Below are 19,690 nucleotides of genomic sequence, written 5' to 3'. Positions count from 1 at the left end.
CGTCCGTCCCGTCGGCTCCAGTGGTCCGGTCCTGCTGCGCTGCTGTCACTACGGGTCCTGTCTTCGGTCTGTGCGGTGCGGTGCGGTGGCGCCGCGGTGGTGCCGCGGTGGGCAAGGTCTGACGGGCCGGCCCCGGGCCGGCCGGGCGGCTCAGCGGCAGAGGCAGGCCGAGAGCAGCTCCGCGAAGCTGACGTCCTCCCGGGCCACCCCGAACACCTCGGCGCGCAGCAACACCCGCTCCGCCCAGGCCCGGTGGGGCTTCGCCTCGTTCATCTTGTTGGTGTACGCCGAGCGCAGCACCCCGCCCCCGCCGCGCTCCTGCTGGAGGATGTCATGGGCGTCGCTGTACTCCTCGTGCGTGACGACGGAGAGCGCGTGGACGGCGGGCACATGGCTGGGGTGGATGCAGGTCTTGCCCAACAGGCCGTTGGCGCGGTCGAGTTCTATCTCGCGGATGAGCCCGTCCAGGTCGTGCTCGATGATCCGCCGGCGGACGGCCTCGCGCGAGGGCTCGGCCTCCGCGAACGGGGTGCGGCGCAGCTGCGGCTTGAACATCCGCTCCTGGACCGGGAAGTACTCCCAGACCGGGCCGGTGACGGTGAACCCGGTACCGTCGGCGCGGCCGAGCACGTTCACCACGTCGCCGATCACCGAGGCGACCAGCGCCACGTCGTACGCGGTCAGGTCGGGCGAGCGGCGCAGGCCGTACGCGGAGCAGAGGTCGGTGACGCCGAGGCGGACGGCGAGGACCCGCTCGCGGTGCTTGTCGAGCAGCCTGGCTATGCCGAAGAGCTGGTCGCGGCGGGTCTCCAGGTGGGCGAGCTCGGGCGATTCCAGGACGGGCATCGCGAACAGCCGGCGCCCGGTGGCGGCCTCGGCGGCGGCGAGCGCCTCCAGGAAGTCGCCGCCGGTGTCCTCGGTGAACTTCGGCAGGACGAAGCCGGTGAGCAGTCCGATCGCGGGTCCGAGCCGGCCGGCGAGGTCGGTCAGCTGCGCCGGGGTCCGCACCCTCACGAAGAGAAGGGGAAGATCCTGTGTGCAATCGGTGGAGATCCCGCCCGGGTCGACACCCTCCGTCACAACGGGCCCGGCACCCTCCGTGACGCCGGAGCGGGTACTCTCCGTGACCTCCGCCCAGAGCTCGCCGAGCCGGGCCACCAGGTTGGCCTCGGCGTCCGGGACCTCGTGGTCGGCGATGGCGTCCTCCAGGCAGAGCACCATCGAGACGACGCCCTGCGCGGCCTGCTTGCGGATGTCCGTGCGCAGGGTGGCGCGGGTGGCCGGGCTGTAGAGCGTGGCGCCCAGCGCGGTGGCGAGCACGGCCGCCGCGCTGTCGGCGGTGAACTCCCCGGGAGCGCTGAGAAAGAGCCGGTCGCGGACGTCGTCCGCGAGGTGGCCGAAGTGGCGCAAGGTGCTCTCCTCAGGAGGTTCGGCCGCCGGTCCGGCGGAGGCGGGGAAGGACGGGGAGGGACGGCGGCGACACCCGGTCCAGCACCCGGTTCAACCGGCTCGACGGCCGTGGTGGTTCCCGGTCCGGCCCCGTCCGGTCACCGTTGTCCGGCACGGAGCCCCCCGCCCGCCCATCGTACGGACGGTGCCGGGTCGTGGAGGGTTCCGAAACATCGAATTCTCGGAAGGTTACCTTCCACTTCACAAAGCGCAAGCGTTGGCAAAGTCCCCCCACAACGCCTACTCCGGTCACGTTGTCCGAAGGGGTGGCGAACAGGCAGGATGGTCGGCTATGACGCACGTGATGGCCAAGGGCGCCAACATCGCACTGCCGGTGGCGGCTGTCCGCGCCGTGCTGCGCTGGAGCGCCACGCCCGGTGCGCCGGACGTGGACGCCTCCGCGCTGCTGCTCGGCGCGGGCGGCAAGGTCCGCTCGGACGCCGACTTCGTCTTCTACAACCAGCCTCGGCACCCGTCCGGCCTGGTGCGCCACCTGCCCAAGCAGCAGACCGCCGACGGCGGCGAGATCACCGACACCGTCGAGGCCGAGCTCGCCAAGCTGCCGGCCGACGTGGACCGGGTGGTGCTGGCCGGCTCATCCGAGGGCGGCACGTTCCGGGCGGTGAGCGGGCTGCGCCTGCTGCTGTTCGACGCCGCCGCCGGGGACGGCGTGCCCGCGCTGGCCGAGTTCGCGATGGCCGACGGGGACGAGGTGACGGCGCTGGTCGCGGGCGAGCTGTACCGCCGGGCCGGCGCCTGGAAGTTCCGCGCGGTCGGGCAGGGCTACGCGTCCGGGCTGATCGGACTGGCCACCGACTTCGGCATCACCGTCGAGGACGAGGGCAGCACCCAGGCCGGCGCCGCCGCCGGGCCGCCCGCGGGCGACCCCCGGGCCGCCCTGCCCGACCCCCGGCCGGCCGGCCGCCCCGAGCCGGGCACCTTCACCCTGGCCCCGGCGGTCCCGCAGCCCCCCGTCCCGCAGTCCTCGGCCGCCGCCGCGCGGGCCGGTGGCGCGCAGGCGCCGACCGGCGTCCCGGCCGGCACGCCCCCGCCGCCGCCCAAGCCGCCGACGGTGCCGCCGAACCTCCCGCCCGCCCCGACCGCGCCGCCGGCCGGGCGTCCCGGGTACGGCTACCCGCCGCCGAACACCGCGCCGCAGGCACCGCAGCAGGCCCCGCAGCAGGGCGGCTACGGCTACCCGCCGCCCGCCCCGCGCTCGGGCTACGGCTACCCCCAGCAGCCACCGGCGCCCGCTCCCGGCTACGGGTACCCGCCCCAGCAGCAGCCGGGCTACGGCTACCCGCCGCCGAACACCGCGCCGCAGTCACCGCAGCAGGCCCAGCAGGCCCAGCAGGCGCCCCAGGCCCAGGCCCAGCCGCCCGTCCCGCAGCAGCCGGCCCCGCCCGCCGAGGAGTTCGCGCTTCCCCCGCAGGGCCCTCAGTTCCAGCCGCGCTGAGCCCGCCCACCCCGAGGCGTCGGGGCACCGGGGCACCGCCCCGAGCCCCCGTACCGGCCTCACTCCGTCTTGTACCCGCGCTGCCACTGCATCCCGAAGCCGTACAGCCGGTCGATGTCCGCCTGGAACCCGTTCACGTACCGCACCTCGCGCCGCACCGTGAGCGTGTTGTCACCGGTGTTCTCGATCAGCACCACCGCACAGGACCGGGCGGCCGACGCCCGTTCCTCCAGATGGACCTCGATCCGCGGCCCGGACTGCGGCACGATCGTCACCACCGCGTTGGTCTGTTCGAAGGCCGGCGTGCCGTCGTAGATGTACACGAAGATCAGCAGCCGCTTGAACTGGTCCTTCTTCTCCAGGTTGACGTACATCGTCTCGCCGGACGGCGCCCCGTACTGGTCGTCGCCGCTGAGCTTGATGTACGGCGGGTGCTGGAGGTCGCCGAAGAAGCCGCCCAGCGGCTGCACCACGCCCCGCTTGCCGTCGGTCAGCTCGTACATGCAGGCCAGGTCGAGGTCCACGTTGACCTGGGCGTTCTGGCTGGCGTCCGGCTCCATCGGGCTGAGGATCCGCGGGCTGAACACCCGCCGCAGGGAGTCCCTGGTGCTCGTCCTCGGGGCTCCTATCCGGGTGGTCCAGTGCAGATTGACGTAGAGGTAGCCGGTGGTCGCCGCCGCACCGGTGATCGCGTGGTGCGGCGAGGACTTGGTCAGGGTGACCTTGAACTGGCCACCCGTGTCGAGGGCGTTCCGTTCTCCGCGCAGGTACTCCCAAATCGAGGCCATGCCGTCCTCCCCCAGCCGCGCCAGCCGTTCTGACGGTCCGCCGCTCCATGATCGGGCATCAGCCCGCCCGCGGGTACCCGAAGTCCCCTACCCGCCGCCGCCCGCCGGACACCGGCCGGACACCGGCGGGTCGATTGGCGGGGCGAAGCTCACCTCCCGTACCATGCGGCCACTTCGGACGCGATATCGTCTAGCCGCACAGGTGTCCCGCCCGCCCGCCCGGGCGCGTCGGCGCACCCGTCCGACGACGACGCTTCGTCAGGCCCGGTCCCGGGGACGGATCCTGATCATCGTGTCGCACTTGAGACCTTTGTCCCCTGCGGAAACCCGAGGCCCGACCCGCAATGAACCTGACCTCCATACAGCTGGTCTGGACCGTGATCGGCGGTGTAGCCCTGCTGTTCACCGCCATCCTGGTGGCGACGCTGCGCTTCAAGAACAACAACCGGAAGGACGAATCGAGCGACTCCTGGGAGCGCAGCGAGGAACGCCGCCGACGCAAGGAGATGGTCTACGGGATCTCCTCCTACGTCCTGCTGTTCTGCTGCGCCGGCGTCGCGGCCGCGCTGTCCTTCCACGGCCTGGTCGGCTTCGGCAAGGAGAACCTCGGCCTCTCGAACGGCTGGGAGTACCTGGTCCCGTTCGGCCTGGACGGCGCCGCGATGTTCTGCTCGGTGCTCGCCGTGCGCGAGGCCAGCCACGGTGACGCGGCCCTCGGCTCCCGCCTGCTGGTCTGGGTGTTCGCGGTCGCCTCGGCCTGGTTCAACTGGGTGCACGCCCCGCGCGGCATGTCCCACGACGGCGCCCCCGAGTTCTTCTCCGGCATGTCGATCTCGGCCGCGATCCTGTTCGACCGCGCGCTGAAGCAGACCCGCAAGGCCGCGCTGCGCGAGCAGGGCCTCGTCCCGCGCCCGCTGCCGCAGATCCGTATCGTCCGCTGGCTGCGCGCGCCCCGCGAGACCTACGCCGCCTGGTCGCTGATGCTGCTGGAGAACGTCCGCAGCCTGGACGAGGCCGTCGACGAGGTGCGCGAGGAGCGTCAGGCGAAGCTGGACGCCAAGGTGCGTGCCCGCAGCGCCGACCGCCGCGAGCGCGCCGAGCTGAAGGCGATCTCCCGTCAGTCGGGCGGCATGCTGTCCCGCAACCGCGCCGGCCGCCAGGTGCCCGCCCTCGCCGCTGCCGGAGACGGCCCGACCGCTACGGAGCCTGCCCTAGCCGTTGAGGTGGACGCCTTCTCCTCCCGCACCTCCGGCTCGCTGCTGGACTCCGCGCCGCTGAGCGCCCTGGAGAACCGCCGCTCGCGCGGCTCCGAGTCGGCCTCCGGCTCGTCCTCCGCCTCGTTCTCCTCGTCGCTCTCGTCCTCGTCGTCGCTCTCGTCCTCGACGACCTCGACCTCGGCCTCGTCGTCCTCCTCCGCCTACCGCTCGACGGTGGACCTGACGCCGGACGACGACACCCTGTCGATGCCCAAGCTCGACTCCCTGGAGCGCAAGCTGCGCGCCATCGAGCAGCAGCTCGGCTGAGCAGCGGCACCCACGCAGAACGCCGAACGGCCGTTCCCCACTCGGGAGGAACGGCCGTTCGGCGTTCACCGGGAAGACCGGGAAGGCCGGGAGGACCGGGAGGACCGGCAGGACCCGGAGGACCGGCGGAACCGGCAGAACAGCTCTAGCTGTCGCTGCCCACCAGTTCCCGGTCCCCGTCGCCGCCGCCGTCGGCGGCCTCCCGGCGGTTGCGCAGGACCGAGGAGCCGAGCGCGAGGCCGATGAAGGCGACACCGATCAGGCCGGTGACGATCTCCGGGATGTGGTACTCGATGCCGACCAGCAGGATCACCGCGAGCGCGCCGATCGCGTAGTGCGCGCCGTGCTCCAGGTAGACGTAGTCGTCCAGGGTGCCCTTGCGGACCAGGAAGACGGTCAGCGAGCGGATGTACATCGCGCCGATGCCGAGGCCCAGGGTGATCTGGAAGATGTCGCTGGAGATGGCGAACGCGCCGACGACGCCGTCGAAGGAGAACGAGGCGTCCAGCACCTCGAGGTACATGAAGAGGAAGAACGCGGCCTTGCCGCCCACCTGCACGATGGACTTGCCGGTCTTCTCCTGCGCCTCCTCCTTCTCGGCCTCCTCCTCCAGGCCCGCCTCGAAGACCGAGGAGAGGCCGTTCACCGAGAGGTAGGTGATCAGGCCGAGCACACCGGCGAGCAGGACCGTCTCGGCGTGGTCGGCGGCGAAGAAGTTGGCCGCCAGCAGCAGGGTGACCAGGGCGACGACGGTGGAGAAGGCCTCCAGCTTGCCGACCTTCTCGAGCGGGCGCTCGATCCAGGCCAGCCAGTTGTAGTCCTTCTCCTCGAAGATGAAGTCGAGGAAGATCATCAGCAGGAAGACGCCGCCGAAGGCCGCGATGGCCGGGTTGGCCGCTTCCAGGTACTGGCCGTAGGTGAGGCCCTCGTAGGTCTTGTCGCTGTGCAGGGCGAGGTCGACGACCGTGGCCGGGTTGAGGTGCGCGGTGAGGCCGACGACCAGCAGCGGGAAGATCAGCCGCATACCGAACACGGCGATCAGCACGCCGACGGTGAGGAAGATCTTCTGCCAGTACGGGTTCATCCGCTTCAACACCGTGGCGTTGACCACCGCGTTGTCGAACGAGAGGGAGATCTCCAGGATGGAGAGGATCAGCACGATGCCGAATCCCTCGGCTCCCCAGAGCAGGCCGGCGGCGATCAGCCCGAGAATGGTGATCGCGAATGACCAGCCGAATGTGCGGAGGAACACGGGACTTGGTTACCTTTCGGGTTCATGGCGTCGACGAGGTCGACGTTCGCCGGGATTGCGTCCGGACGCGCGTGAGCGCCGAACGGAACGATCACAGCGATGAGGGCCTTTACTGTACGTTTACGCCGAAATCGAGGGCAATGCCCCGCAGGCCCGAGGCATAACCCTGGCCCACCGCGCGGAACTTCCACTCGCCGGCGTAGCGGTACAGCTCGCCGAAGATCATCGCGGTCTCGCTGGACGCGTCCTCGGTGAGGTCGTAGCGGGCGATCTCCTGACCGTCCACCGAGTTGACCACCCGGATGTAGGCGTTGCGGACCTGGCCGAAGTTCTGCCCCCGGTTCTCGGCGTCGTAGATCGACACCGGGAAGACCACCTTGTCGACCTGCGGCGGCACCAGGTCCAGGTTGACCAGGACGACCTCGTCGTCCCCGTCGCCGTCGCCGGTGAGGTTGTCGCCGGTGTGCTCGACCGAGCCCTCGGGGCTCTTGAGGTTGTTGTAGAAGACGAAGTACTCGTCACCCAGCACCCGGCCGCTGGAGCACAGCAGCGCGCTCGCGTCCAGGTCGAAGGGCGCGCCGGTCGTCGACCGGGCGTCCCAGCCGAGACCGATCTGCACCTGCGTCAGATTCGGCGCGGCCTTGGTGAGCGAGACATTGCCACCCTTGGCGAGCGTGACACTCATTGGCGGTCCTTCCTCCCTTGCCTCCCGGGGCGCATCTCAGGTCTATTCCCCCGCGACCCCGGCCGGCCCCTCCGGGCCGGCTGAACTTTCCTGAACTCCCATCCTTCCAGTGCCGCCGAGCAGGTCGTAGCCCGGGCACGGCAAACCCCGCGCCGACACAAGGCGAACGGCCGGGGCGGCCGCCGACGCTCTCGCGTCCGCGGCCGCCCCGGCCGTGGTTCACCACCGGGCCGTCACCGACCCCGCCCCGACTCAGACGTTGACGCCGAAGTCCTGGGCGATGCCGCGCAGGCCGGAGGCGTAGCCCTGGCCGATCGCGCGGAACTTCCACTCGGCGCCGTTGCGGTACAGCTCACCGAAGACCATGGCCGTCTCGGTGGAGGCGTCCTCGGTGAGGTCGTACCGGGCCAGCTCCTTGTTGTCCGCCTGGTTCACCACGCGGATGAACGCGTTGCGGACCTGGCCGAAGTTCTGCGAGCGGTTCTCGGCGTCGTAGATCGACACCGGGAAGACGATCTTCTGCACGTCGGCCGGCACGGTCGCCAGGTTGACCTTGATCGCCTCGTCGTCGCCCTCGCCCTCACCGGTGAGGTTGTCACCGGTGTGCTCGACCGAGCCGTCCGGGCTCTTCAGGTTGTTGAAGAAGACGAAGTTGCCGTCCGCGCCGACCTTGCCCTGGTCGTTGCAGAGCAGAGCGCTGGCGTCCAGGTCGAAGTCCGTGCCCGTGGTGGTACGGACGTCCCAGCCGAGGCCGACCAGTACGGCGGTCAGGCCCGGGGCCTCCTTGGTGAGCGAGACATTGCCGCCCTTGCTCAGGCTGACACCCACTTGTCCTCCAAGATTCGGGAGGCACTCCTCGGTGCCCCCGTGGTGCGGTCCGAAGCCCGGCGGCGAACCGCCCGAGCCTCTGACCAGCCAACGGACCGATCGTAGTGCGGGGTTCCCGTCCGCGCCGGGGAACCGCCCGGACCCGGCGCCCGGGACGCCCCCGAGCAGGCCGGGAACCGTGCGTCCCGGGTGCCCCGGACGGCTCAGAGCGCGCCGAGGGCCGCCAGGTACTCCTGCTCGTCACGGGCGTCCGGCAGGCCGTTCACGACGCTCCAGCGGACCACGCCGGCCTTGTCGATCACGAAGGTGCCGCGGACCGAGCAGCCCTTCGTCTCGTCGAAGACGCCGTAGGCGCGGGAGACCTCGCCGTGCGGCCAGAAGTCGGAGAGCAGCGGGAAGTCCAGGCCCTCCTGCTCGGCGAAGATCCGCTGGCTGAACGGCGAGTCGTTGGACACGCCCAGCACCTGGACCTCGTCGTTCTGCAGGCGCGGCAGCTCCTTCTGGATCGCGCAGACCTCGCCGGTGCAGACACCGGTGAACGCGAACGGGTAGAAGACCACGACGACGTTCTTGTCACCCCGGAAGTCGGAGAGCCTGACCAGCTCGCCGTGCTGGTTCTTGAGCTCGAAGTCCGGAGCCTCGGTGCCGATCTCGATGGCCATGCGGTGACCTTTCCCACTCGACGCGACTGGGCCGCGCGGGTGACGCGGCGTGCGCCATCCTCGCATTCGCCGAGGCCGGTTGAGCCGGACGGGTGAGGGCTGCGCCGTCCGGGGCCACCGCTTTCGCCCTGGGCGAACGGTTCGGCCGTCCGGGTTCCGGCGCCCCGGCCGACCGGGTTCCGGTGCCCCCGGGCGGCCGTCCGGGGGCACCGGGGAGAACCGGGGAAAACGGACCGGGCCCCGCCGGAGGGAGACTCCGGCGGGGCCCGGCGAGGCCGTCAGGCAGGACTCAGCGCTTGGCCGGCTTGGCCGTCGACTTGGTCGCCAGGCGGGTCGCGGCCCAGTCCTTGGCGATCGCGATCGAGCTGGTCTGGGAGAGGCCCGCGGTCTTCGCGGCATCGGCGATGTCCGAGGCCTCGATGTGGCCGTCACGGCCGGTCTTGGGCGTCAGCAGCCAGATCAGGCCGCCCTCCGCCAGGTATTCCAGGGCGTCGACGAGGGAGTCGGTGAGGTCTCCGTCGTCGTCGCGGTGCCACAGCAGGACGGCGTCTGCGACGTCGTCGTAGTCCTCGTCGACAAGATCGGTCCCGGTGATCTCCTCGATGCCCTCGCGGAGGTCCTGGTCACTGTCTTCGTCGTACCCCAGCTCCTGGATGATCTGGCCCTCGTCGAAGCCGAGACGGGCTGCCGGGTTGGACTTGTCCGCGGGGTCCGCGGTCGCGCTCACGGGAATAACCTCCAGTATTCGGCCCGGCGTCCATGCCGAGGCTGTGGCCGTAGTCCACACGGGCGCGGCGGTTCGCGCAAGTACCCGACCCCCGATCCCCTCCAAAGGTTGACGTGTCGCACGGGAACACGCCGGGCGACGTGTCGGGAATCACACCGATTTGCCCTTCTCTGCACAAGACAAGGATGCTTCGGGAGGTCCCGGTCCACAGGCCGTACGCACGCCCGAGATGCGAACAGCATTCGGGTCCGCGCGTGCGCGGGCGTAGAGTCTCCTGTTGGCCCTCACCCCGGCCGTCCGCCATCGGACGGGCGGGAAACCAGGTCGGACCACCTCTGTTCGTAACACCCGGGGGTGTGCGGCACGGACGACGCTGTCCGAACCGCACATCGCCAGACCGTTCCTTCTGTTGGGCGGAACGGTTACCGATCGGTAGAGATGACGGATCTCCGAGCGCGGTAGCACGATGGAGGCGGCGCGACACACCTCAGTTTCGACCGACAGTGAAGGAACAGCGTGGCTTCCGGATCCGATCGCAACCCGATCATCATTGGCGGCCTTCCGAGTCAGGTCCCGGACTTCGATCCCGAGGAGACCGCGGAATGGCTGGAGTCGCTCGATGCGGCCATCGACGAGCGGGGGCGTGAGCGTGCCCGTTACCTGATGCTGCGGCTGATCGAGCGCGCCCGCGAGAAGCGTGTCGCCGTGCCCGAGATGCGCAGCACGGACTACGTCAACACCATCGCCACCAAGGACGAGCCGTTCTTCCCCGGTAACGAGGAGATCGAGCGCAAGATCCTGAACGCGACCCGCTGGAACGCCGCGGTGATGGTCTCCCGGGCGCAGCGCCCGGGCATCGGGGTTGGTGGGCACATCGCCACCTTCGCCTCCTCCGCGTCGCTCTACGACGTCGGCTTCAACTACTTCTTCCGGGGCAAGGACGCCGAGGGCGAGTCCGGCGACCAGATCTTCTTCCAGGGTCACGCCTCCCCCGGCATCTACGCCCGGGCCTTCCTGCTGGACCGGCTCACCGAACAGCAGCTCGACGCCTTCCGCCAGGAGAAGTCGAAGGCCCCCTACGGCCTCTCCAGCTACCCGCACCCGCGGCTGATGCCGGACTTCTGGGAGTTCCCGACCGTCTCGATGGGCCTCGGCCCGCTCGGCGCGATCTACCAGGCCCGGATGAACCGCTACCTGGAGCACCGGGGCATCAAGGACACCTCCGACTCGCACGTCTACGCCTTCCTCGGCGACGGCGAGATGGACGAGCCCGAGTCGCTCGGCCAGCTGTCCCTGGCCGCCCGCGAGGGCCTGGACAACCTCACCTTCGTGGTCAACTGCAACCTGCAGCGCCTCGACGGCCCGGTCCGCGGCAACGGCAAGATCATCCAGGAGCTGGAGTCGCAGTTCCGCGGCGCCGGCTGGAACGTCATCAAGCTGGTCTGGGACCGCAGCTGGGACCCGCTGCTCGCCCAGGACCGCGACGGCGTCCTGGTGAACAAGCTGAACACCACGGTGGACGGCCAGTTCCAGACCTACGCCACCGAGTCCGGCGCGTACATCCGGGACAACTTCTTCGGCGGCGACCTGCGGCTGCGCAAGATGGTCGAGAACATGACCGACCAGCAGATCCAGCACCTGGGTCGCGGCGGCCACGACCACGCCAAGGTCTACGCGGCGTACAAGGCGGCCCGCGAGCACAAGGGCCAGCCGACCGTCATCCTCGCCCAGACCGTCAAGGGCTGGACGCTGGGCCCCAACTTCGAGGGCCGCAACGCGACCCACCAGATGAAGAAGCTGACGGTCGAGGACCTCAAGCGCTTCCGCGACCGGCTGCACCTGCCGATCACGGACAAGCAGCTGGACGAGGGCTACCCGCCCTACTACCACCCGGGCAAGGACTCGGAGGAGATCCAGTACATGCACGACCGCCGCAAGGAGCTGGGCGGCTACGTGCCGACCCGCAAGGTGCGGCCGAGGCAGCTGGAGCTCCCGGGCGACGACGCGTACAAGGCGGTCAAGAAGGGCTCCGGCAACCAGACCATCGCCACCACCATGGCGTTCGTCCGGGTGCTCAAGGACCTCATGCGGGACAAGGGCATCGGCAACCGCTTCGTGCCGATCGCGCCCGACGAGTACCGCACCTTCGGCATGGACTCGCTGTTCCCGTCGGCGAAGATCTACAACCCGCTGGGCCAGACCTACGAGTCGGTCGACCGCGACCTGCTGCTGGCCTACAAGGAGTCGCCGACCGGCCAGATGCTGCACGACGGCATCTCCGAGGCGGGTTGTACCGCCTCGCTGATCGCCGCCGGCTCGTCCTACGCCACCCACGGCGAGCCGCTGATCCCGGTCTACGTCTTCTACTCGATGTTCGGGTTCCAGCGCACCGGCGACCAGTTCTGGCAGATGGCCGACCAGCTGGCCCGCGGCTTCGTGATCGGCGCCACCGCCGGCCGCACCACGCTGACCGGTGAGGGCCTGCAGCACGCCGACGGCCACTCGCACCTGCTGGCCTCGACCAACCCCGGCGTCGTCGCGTACGACCCGGCGTACGGCTTCGAGATCGCGCACATCGTGCAGGACGGTCTGCGCCGGATGTACGGCTCCAGCGCCGAGCACCCGCACGGCGAGGACGTGTTCTACTACATGACCGTCTACAACGAGCCGATCAAGATGCCGGCCGAGCCGGAGAACGTGGACGTCGAGGGCATCCTCAAGGGTCTGCACCGGTACGCCCCCGGCACCGCCGGCCAGATCCCGGCCCAGATCCTCGCCTCCGGCGTGGCTGTGCCGTGGGCCCTGGAGGCCCAGCGGATCCTCGCCGAGGAGTGGAACGTCAAGGCCGACGTCTGGTCCGCGACCTCCTGGAACGAGCTGCGCCGCGACGCGGTGGAGGCCGAGGAGTTCAACCTGCTGCACCCCGAGGAGCCGCAGCGCGTCCCGTACGTGACCAGCAAGCTCCAGGGCGCCGAGGGCCCGTTCGTCGCCGTGTCCGACTGGATGCGCGCGGTGCCGGACCAGATCTCCCGCTGGGTGCCGGGCCAGTACCAGTCGCTGGGTGCCGACGGCTTCGGCTTCGCCGACACCCGCGGTGCGGCCCGTCGCTTCTTCCACATCGACGCGCAGTCGGTCGTGCTGAGCGTGCTCACCGAGCTCGCCAAGCAGGGCAAGGTCGACCGCAGCGCGCTGAAGGACGCGATCGACCGCTACCAGCTGCTCGACGTGGCGGCGGCCGACCCGGGCGCCGCGGGCGGCGAGGCCTGAGCGCCCCGCTGATCCCCTGAGGGGCCGGTCCCCCCGCCGTGTGCGGGGGGACCGGCCCCTCGCCGTTTCCCGGCGCGCTCCGGCTGCCTCTTAACCTTCCCGAGAGTCACCCTTAAGGTGTCCCGAGGGGGGCGAGGGGAGGGGGGCCGGGTACCGTGCGCGCACCGAGGACGGGGGCCTTCCCCCTGGCGTTGCTGGTCGGGGTGACGACCGGCGCCCTGCTGTCCCAGCTGCTGCCCGCTCCGGAGGAGATCGGCGGGCCGTCGGTGGCCCTGCCGGCCGCCTCGGACCGGGCCGTGGCCGGACTGGTGCCGGTGCCGGTGCCGACGGCGCCCGGAACCGTGCCCGGACCGGCCGAGTCCGCCGGGCCCGGCGGACCGGCGGGGTCCGCGGGGTCCCAGGGGTCCGCGTCCGGCCCGGCCGCGCTGCCGGCCGCCCCGGACGGGCCCGCCGGACCGGCCGCGTCCTCCCCCGTCGCTCCCACCGCCCCTGCCGCCCCCGTCGCGCCCGGTTCCCCGGCCCGGCCGCCGGCGCTCGGGCTGGTCGCCGCCGAGGTCCCGGCGGGCAGCCCCGGCCCGCCCGCGTCGGCTCCGCCGTCGGCGCCCGCCCCGGACCGGTCCGGGGCGACACCCCCGCCCACCGCGCCGGCCGGACCTCCCGCGCCGTCCACCGGGCCCACCGCACCGGCAGCCCCGCCGACCGCCGGGACCACCACCGCGGCCCCCGGCCCGACCCGGACCCCGACCGCCCCGCCGACCACCGGCAGTGGTGGGGGCGGGGGCGGCCATTTCGGCCCCACCCAGGTGCTGCCCGCGCCGAGCCCGTCCGCCGCCCTCTCCGAGGAGGAGTACTGGCAGCGGGCCGAGGCCTGCTGGGCCGCCGCCGAGACCGACCCCTCGCTGGACTGCCCCACCTCCTGACGCCGCGCCGCCGCGACCCCTCGGGGCCGCGGCAGCACACCGGCCCCGGACCGTGGGAACGGTCCGGGGCCGGGGCCCGGCAAGGGCTGGGGGATGGCGGGTCGGTCAGATGTGGACGGCGGGACCGGCCTCGGTGGTGCCGCGGCGGGTCAGCAGGCCGAGCACGGCGGCGGCGAAGGCGACCACCGAGGCGACCGCGAAGGCCAGCGACATGCCGCTGACGAAGGAGTCGTGGACGGCGCCGGCCATCGCGTCGACCACCTGCTGCGGGGTCCCGGCCGGGGCGGGCGGGGCGATGCCGAGCTGGGCGGCCTGGTTGAGGCCCTCGCTCTGGGACGGCTCGACCGGGGGCAGCCCGGCCTTCGCCCAGTTGCCGGGCAGCACGTCGGTGACCTTGGCGGCCATCAGCGCGCCCAGCACGGCGGTGCCGAGGCTGCCGCCGACCTGCATCGCGGACTGCTGGAGGCCGCCGGCGACCCCGGACAGCTCCATCGGCGCGTTGCCGACGATGACCTCGGTGGCGCCGACCATGACCGGGCTGATGCCCAGGCCCATCAGGACGAACCAGAGCGCCATCGCGCCGTTGCCCGAGCCGGAGTCCAGGGTGGACATGCCGAACATCGCGACGGTGGTGATCAGCATGCCGGCCACGATCGGGATCCGCGGGCCGAGCTTGCCGATCGCGATGCCGGCCACCGGCGAGCCGACGATCATCATGCCGGTCATCGGCAGCAGGTGGACGCCCGCCTGGACCGGCGTCATACCGTGCACGTTCTGCAGGTAGAAGGTCACGAAGAAGATCGCGCCGAAGAAGGCGAAGGCCATCAGGGCCATCAGCAGCACGCCCGCCGACAGCGGCACCGAGCGGAACAGCGCGAGCGGGATCAGCGGCTCGCGGGCCTTGTCCTGCCAGAGCGCGAAGAGCACCATCAGCACCACCGCGCCGCCCAGCAGGAGCAGCGTGGAGGCGTCGCCCCAGCCCCACTCGGGGGCCTTGATGATGCCGAAGACCAGCGCGAACATCGCCACCGAGAGCAGCACGATGCCCGGGATGTCGAAGGACTTGGCGGCGTTCTCGGCCCGCACGTCCTTGAGGATCCACAGGCCGAGGCCCAGCGCCAGCAGGCCGACCGGGATGTTGATGAAGAACACCGACTCCCAGTTGACGTGCTCGACCAGCAGGCCGCCGACGATCGGGCCGGCCGCGGTGGAGGCGCCGATCACGCCGCCCCAGATGCCGATCGCCATGTTGAGCTTCTCGGCCGGGAAGGCCCCGCGCAGCAGGCCGAGCGCGGCCGGCTGGAGCAGCGCGCCGAACAGGCCCTGCAGCACCCGGCAGGCGATCACGGTCTGGATGTTGCCGGCGAAGCCGATCGCGGCCGAGGTGGCGGCGAAGCCGACCGCGCCGACCAGGAAGGTGCTCTTGTGGCCGAACCGGTCGCCGATCTTGCCGGCCGTGATCAGGAAGACCGCGAGGGCCAGCAGGTAGCCGCTGGTCACCCACTGGATCTCGGAGGGCGCGGCCTTGAGGTCGGCCTGGATCACCGGGTTGGCGATGGCGACGATCGTGCCGTCCAGGGCGACCATCATCACGCCGACGGCGACGGTGAGCAGGGTCAGCCAGGGGTGTCCCTGGAGGCTCCTCCCACCCGGCGAAGTGCCGGACGGCGGTGTGTCCGCCTCGGCGCTCTTGGTGAGGGACTGACTCATCTGGGCCCTCCGGGGCTGGCTGCGGGCGGACATGGTCGTGGCGCCCCGGCCCACCCGTCCCCACGAGTACCCGGCCCGACGGGCGCCACTCCGGCAGATTATGTCAGCCGCTGACATTCGGCAAACACTGCCTTCTGCTGCTGTCTGCCATTTGTCAGAGGGCTACAGTAGCCTCCGGAACACCAGCCCCATCACCCTCCGGAAGGCGCCCGCCATGGCCGCTCGGTCCGCCCCTCCCGCCGCCTCTCCGGAGCCCGGGCTGCGCGCGCGGAAGAAGCAGCGCACCCGGGACGCCCTCATCGAGGCCGCGCACCGGCTCTTCCTCGGGCAGGGCTTCGCCAGCACCACCGTCGACGAGATCGCCTCCGCGGTCGACGTCTCGCAGCGCACCTTCTTCCGCTACTTCGCCAACAAGGACGAGGTCGCCCTCGCCGTCCTCGCCGAGGCCGAGGACCACTTCATCGAGCTGCTGCGGGCCCGCCCCGCCGAGGAGGGCCCGCTCCGGGCGCTGCGGGCCGCGATCGTCGGCTCCTGGCGCGAGCGCGGCTCCGCCCACCCCACCGGACCGTGCTCGGTGAACGCCGCGCTGGAGCTCATCCGGATGATCGAGGACACCCCGACCCTGCTCGCCGCCCACCTGCGCCGGGTCGCCGAGCAGGAGCGCGTGGTGATCCAGGTGCTCGCCGAGCGCGAGGGCCTCGACCCGGCCGAGGACCTGCGGCCCGCCGTCCTCGCGGCCGCGTTCGGCGCCGTGCTGCGCGCCGCCCACCTGTCCTGGACCTGCGACCAGGAGGACATCGGGCCGGAGGGCATGGTCGCGCTGATCGACCGCCACCTGGACCAGCTCGGCCCCGCCCTGGTCGGCGACTGGCGCTCCTAGCGCGCACATCGCCCGCCCCCTACCGGAGTACTACCCGGGACCCGGCACCCCGGGGGGACGCCGGCGGCCCCCGCCCGCCCTAGGCTGACCGGATGATCAAGCCGTTCGCCGGGCCCGCCCCGGCCGGTCCGGTGCGCGCGCTGCTCGCCCCGCTGACCCGCCCCGCCGCGGACCACACCCCGCTGCTGGGCCAGTCCCCGCGCCCCTGGGTCCGCCGCCTCCCCTACCTCGCCGCCGTGGCCGCGATCGCCTCGCTGCTGCCCAGCGGGATCAATGTGCTCAGCAGCGACTACGGGATCTCCGTCGGCCTGGCCGCCGCCCTCTCGGTCGCCCAGACGGTGCCGCTGCTGCTCGCCCTGACCCGGCCGCTGCCCGCCTGGTGGATGATCGGCGGCGCCGACCTGCTGACCGCGCTGGCGGTCCTCACCGTCGGCACCGGCCCCACCGGCCCCTGGCCGTGGCCGCCGCCGGTCCTGATCGGCTACCTCTTCCTGATGCTGCCGCTGGCCCTGCGCGAGCCCCGGCGGAGCCTGGTCGCGGTCTGGCTGACGACCGCGGCGGTCAGCCTGGCGATGTCCCTGCTGGGCTTCACCGACCGCTTCGGCGGGGACAACAGCCTGCTCGCCACCGCCCTGTCCGGCGCCGTCCTGGTGCTCGGCGGGGCGCTGCGCGAACGCGCCGAGGCCGCCCGGCGGCTCGCCGAGCAGGAGCACATCAGCGAGGCCGAGCGCGAGCGCCGCACCCTGCTGGAGGAGCGCGCCCGGATCGCCCGCGAGCTGCACGACGTGGTCGCCCACCACATGTCGGTGATCGCCGTGCAGGCGGCCAGCGCGCCGTACCGGATCGCCGGGGTCCCGGACGAGGCGGCGGAGGAGTTCACCGCGATCGCCGGGACGGCCCGCGAGTCGCTGACCGAGATGCGGCGGCTGCTCGGCGTGCTGCGCAGCGAGGACTCCGGTGCCGAGACGGCGCCCCAGCCGGGGATCGGCCAGCTGGCCCAGCTCGTCGACACGGTGCGCCGGGCCGGGGTGGCGGCCGAACTCGCCCTCGACCCGGAGCTGACGGACGACGCGCTGCCCCCGGCCGTCGGCCTCTCCGTCCACCGGATCGTCCAGGAGGCGCTGGCCAATGTGGTCCGGCACGCCCCGGGCGCCAGGGCCTGGGTCTCGCTGACCGCGACCGGGGAGTCCCTGCTGGTCACCGTGGTCAACGCGGCCCCGCCCGAGCGCAGCGAGTCGCTGGAGGGCTCGGCCGAGGGCACCGGCCACGGGCTGGTCGGCATGCGGGAACGGGTCCGGCTGCTGGGCGGGCAACTGGACACCGGCCCGCTGGCGGACGGCGGCTTCCGGGTGGCCGCCGTGCTGCCCGTCACCGGTCTGACGGATACTCGGTCGCAGGACAGCCGGCCGAACGGCACCGCGTCCCCCGATCCGGACGGGACGCCGGCCGGACCGTAGAACGCCCCCGGGGAGAGCACCGTATGACCATCCGCGTGATCATCGTCGACGACCAGGCGATGGTACGGGCCGGATTCGCCGCCCTGCTGGGCGCGCAGAGCGACATCGACGTGGTGGGGGACGCGGCGGACGGCGCCCAGGCCCTGGAGGTGACCGGCCGCACCCACCCGGACGTCGTGCTGATGGACGTCCGGATGCCGGTCATGGACGGCCTGGAGGCCGCCCGGCGGCTGCTCGACCCGGCCGTGCCCGGCGCCCACCGCCCCAAGGTGCTGATGCTCACCACCTTCGACGTCGACGACTACGTCTACGAGGCGCTGCGGGCCGGCGCCAGCGGCTTCCTGCTCAAGGACGCGCCGCCGGCCGACCTCATCGCCGCCGTCCGGGTGGTGGCGGCCGGCGAGGCGCTGCTCGCGCCCTCGGTGACCCGCCGGCTGATCGAGGACTTCGCCCGCACCCGGCCGGCCCGGCGCCGGGACCCGAAGCTGCGCCTCAACGGCCTGACGCCGCGTGAGACCGAGGTACTGGAGCTGATCGCCCGGGGCCTGTCCAACCAGGAGATCGCCGCCGGCCTGGTCCTCGCCGAGCAGACCGTGAAGACCCACATCGGCCGGATCCTGGCCAAGCTGGACCTGCGCGACCGCGCCCAGGCGGTGGTGCTCGCCTACGAGTCCGGCCTGGTGACGCCCGGGCAATGACGCGCGCCTCCGAAGCGCTCCGGGGCTCTCCCCCGGCCCGGGGTGGGGTTCTCCCCCGGGGGAGAACCTCCTGATACCCGGGTAGCACCCGGGAGTTGGCCCCGCGGTGTGACGTCCGCGGGGCCACCTGGTTCCTACCGTCCCCTCCTGTCGAAGCCGAACGGCCCGGGAGGGAACGAACATGGGGAAGCAGCGAATCCGACGCACACTGGCGGCCACCGCGCTGGCACTGGTCGCGGCGCTGGGCGTGGGCGGCTGGGCCGCCGGCGGCGAGCGGGCGGTGACCGGGCCGCCGCCCGGCAGCGCCGAGTGGGTCGCCGACACCACCCTCGGCCTGCCGCTGCCCGACCCGGCCACCGCCCGCCCCGCCGAGGTGGCCGCCTTCTTCGCCCGGCTGCCGCCCGCCGCCCGGGAGGCGCTGGCCGTCCGCCACCCGCTGGTGGTCGGCAACCTGGACGGCGCGCCCGTCGAGCTGCGGCTGCGGGCCAACACCCTGGCGATCGCCGCCGAACGCGACCGGGCCGCGGCCAGGGCCGTCGACCCGGCGCTCACCCCGCAGGACCACGCCGACGCCCGGGAGCACGCGGAGCGCTACCGCGCCCTGCTCGACGGGTCGGCGCCCGGCGGCCCGCGCCGGTTCCTGGCCTTCGACCCGCGCGGCCGGGGCCTGGTCGCCGAGGTGTTCGGCGACCTCGCCACCGCCGGCCGGGTCGCGGTGGTCGTGCCCGGCTCCGACATCGACCTGCGCACCTTCGACCGTACCGGCGACCCCTACGGCACCCCCGTCGGCATGGCCCGCGCCCTGTACGGGGCGACCGGCGGACGGACCGCGGTGATCGCCTGGGCCGGCTACACCACCCCGCTCGGCCTGGGCCCGGACGCCGCCACCGAGCAGTTGGCCCGGGCCGGCGCCGGGCGGCTGACCCGGCTGCTGGACGGACTCGCCGTCAGCACCCGCCCGGACGCCCCGCCCACGGTGTTCTGCCACAGCTACGGCTCGGTGGTCTGCGGGCTGGCCCGCCCGGGCCCGGAGCTGGCCTCCGGTGTGGTGGTGCTCGGCTCGCCCGGCCTCGGCGTCGACTCGGCCGCCGAACTCGACCCGCGCGTCCCGCTCTGGGCCACCGCCCGCAACGACTCCGACTGGATCGGCAGGGTGCCGTTCGTCCGGCTGCTCGGGCTCGGCCACGGCGCCGACCCCACCGACCCGGCCTTCGGCGCCCGGCCGCTGCCGTCCACCGGCTCGCACGGCCACTCCGGCTACTTCGCCCCGGGCACGGCCTCGCTGGCCGCCTTCGCCGGCCTCACCCTCGGCCACTGAGCCCTCGGCCACTGAGTCCTCGGCCCCCGCGCCCTTCTCCTCCCCCTGCTCCACGACCGCCGCGCCGCAC

16 protein-coding genes are annotated in these 19,690 nt (G+C 72.4%); 8 read left to right on the top strand and 8 right to left on the bottom strand.

Annotated elements, in window-relative coordinates:
* Positions 1–150: 150 nt before the first annotated feature.
* On the bottom strand, positions 151–1,410 hold the full coding sequence (locus IF01_RS0125420; RefSeq protein WP_030395860.1) for an HpcH/HpaI aldolase/citrate lyase family protein: 1,260 nt from the start codon (positions 1,408–1,410) through the stop codon (positions 151–153).
* Between the two features lie 331 nt (positions 1,411–1,741).
* Here IF01_RS0125420 and IF01_RS0125415 point away from each other — a divergent pair, with 331 nt between their 5' ends.
* Positions 1,742–2,905, top strand: coding sequence for a TerD family protein (locus IF01_RS0125415; protein WP_030395859.1), 1,164 nt, complete (start codon positions 1,742–1,744; stop codon positions 2,903–2,905).
* A gap of 59 nt (positions 2,906–2,964) precedes the next feature.
* On the opposite strand, the gene IF01_RS0125410 is transcribed toward IF01_RS0125415, so the two are convergent.
* Positions 2,965–3,693 carry a Tellurium resistance gene (locus IF01_RS0125410; RefSeq protein ID WP_030395858.1) on the bottom strand — a complete coding sequence of 243 codons (729 nt, stop codon included), beginning with the start codon at positions 3,691–3,693 and terminating at the stop codon, positions 2,965–2,967.
* Positions 3,694–4,037: 344 nt separating this feature from the next.
* Here IF01_RS0125410 and IF01_RS0125405 point away from each other — a divergent pair, with 344 nt between their 5' ends.
* Positions 4,038–5,216, top strand: a complete 1,179-nt coding sequence (locus tag IF01_RS0125405; protein WP_030395857.1) for a DUF2637 domain-containing protein — start codon at positions 4,038–4,040, stop codon at positions 5,214–5,216.
* A 145-nt stretch (positions 5,217–5,361) separates the two neighbouring features.
* Here IF01_RS0125405 and IF01_RS0125400 read toward each other — a convergent pair whose 3' ends face one another.
* The 5 genes from IF01_RS0125400 to IF01_RS0125380 all read right to left on the bottom strand — a co-directional run bounded on the left by IF01_RS0125400 (position 5,362) and on the right by IF01_RS0125380 (position 9,370).
* Positions 5,362–6,468, bottom strand: coding sequence for a DUF475 domain-containing protein (locus IF01_RS0125400; RefSeq protein WP_030395856.1), 1,107 nt, complete (start codon positions 6,466–6,468; stop codon positions 5,362–5,364).
* Between the two features lie 109 nt (positions 6,469–6,577).
* The gene (locus tag IF01_RS0125395; RefSeq protein WP_030395855.1) at positions 6,578–7,153 is read right to left on the bottom strand and encodes a TerD family protein; all 576 of its coding nucleotides are present in this window, start codon (positions 7,151–7,153) and stop codon (positions 6,578–6,580) included.
* A gap of 252 nt (positions 7,154–7,405) precedes the next feature.
* Complete coding sequence (locus IF01_RS0125390) at positions 7,406–7,981, bottom strand: TerD family protein (protein ID WP_030395854.1); 576 nt, start codon at positions 7,979–7,981, stop codon at positions 7,406–7,408.
* A gap of 203 nt (positions 7,982–8,184) precedes the next feature.
* Positions 8,185–8,643 (bottom strand): peroxiredoxin, encoded by a 459-nt coding sequence (locus IF01_RS0125385; RefSeq protein ID WP_030395853.1) that lies wholly within the window; start codon positions 8,641–8,643, stop codon positions 8,185–8,187.
* A 289-nt stretch (positions 8,644–8,932) separates the two neighbouring features.
* Complete coding sequence (locus IF01_RS0125380) at positions 8,933–9,370, bottom strand: DUF3052 domain-containing protein (RefSeq protein ID WP_030395852.1); 438 nt, start codon at positions 9,368–9,370, stop codon at positions 8,933–8,935.
* Between the two features lie 516 nt (positions 9,371–9,886).
* Between IF01_RS0125380 and aceE the strand changes: the two genes are divergently transcribed.
* Positions 9,887–12,637 (top strand): pyruvate dehydrogenase (acetyl-transferring), homodimeric type, encoded by a 2,751-nt coding sequence (gene aceE / locus IF01_RS0125375; RefSeq protein ID WP_030395851.1) that lies wholly within the window; start codon positions 9,887–9,889, stop codon positions 12,635–12,637.
* Positions 12,638–12,792: 155 nt separating this feature from the next.
* Positions 12,793–13,557: a hypothetical protein gene (locus IF01_RS0125370; protein ID WP_157855344.1), complete on the top strand. Its 765-nt coding sequence runs from the start codon at positions 12,793–12,795 to the stop codon at positions 13,555–13,557.
* 105 nt (positions 13,558–13,662) lie between these two features.
* On the opposite strand, the gene IF01_RS0125365 is transcribed toward IF01_RS0125370, so the two are convergent.
* The gene (locus IF01_RS0125365; RefSeq protein WP_030395849.1) at positions 13,663–15,267 is read right to left on the bottom strand and encodes an MFS transporter; all 1,605 of its coding nucleotides are present in this window, start codon (positions 15,265–15,267) and stop codon (positions 13,663–13,665) included.
* Between the two features lie 214 nt (positions 15,268–15,481).
* Here IF01_RS0125365 and IF01_RS0125360 point away from each other — a divergent pair, with 214 nt between their 5' ends.
* The 4 genes from IF01_RS0125360 to IF01_RS0125345 all read left to right on the top strand — a co-directional run bounded on the left by IF01_RS0125360 (position 15,482) and on the right by IF01_RS0125345 (position 19,620).
* Entirely contained in the window at positions 15,482–16,147 is a 666-nt protein-coding gene (locus IF01_RS0125360; protein WP_030395848.1) for a TetR/AcrR family transcriptional regulator, read from the top strand.
* 92 nt (positions 16,148–16,239) lie between these two features.
* The gene (locus IF01_RS0125355) at positions 16,240–17,604 is read left to right on the top strand and encodes a sensor histidine kinase (protein ID WP_051756185.1); all 1,365 of its coding nucleotides are present in this window, start codon (positions 16,240–16,242) and stop codon (positions 17,602–17,604) included.
* 23 nt (positions 17,605–17,627) lie between these two features.
* Positions 17,628–18,302 (top strand): response regulator, encoded by a 675-nt coding sequence (locus tag IF01_RS0125350; protein WP_030395846.1) that lies wholly within the window; start codon positions 17,628–17,630, stop codon positions 18,300–18,302.
* Positions 18,303–18,483: 181 nt separating this feature from the next.
* On the top strand, positions 18,484–19,620 hold the full coding sequence (locus IF01_RS0125345; protein ID WP_030395845.1) for an alpha/beta hydrolase: 1,137 nt from the start codon (positions 18,484–18,486) through the stop codon (positions 19,618–19,620).
* The last annotated feature ends 70 nt before the right edge of the window (positions 19,621–19,690 follow it).

It is taken from the genome of Kitasatospora purpeofusca, assembly GCF_000718025.1.
In the GTDB taxonomy this organism is placed as follows: Bacteria; Actinomycetota; Actinomycetes; order Streptomycetales; family Streptomycetaceae; genus Kitasatospora; species Kitasatospora purpeofusca.
The sequence above is the reverse complement of the archived record's forward strand: the minus strand, read 5'-3'. Positions and strand labels throughout refer to the sequence as shown.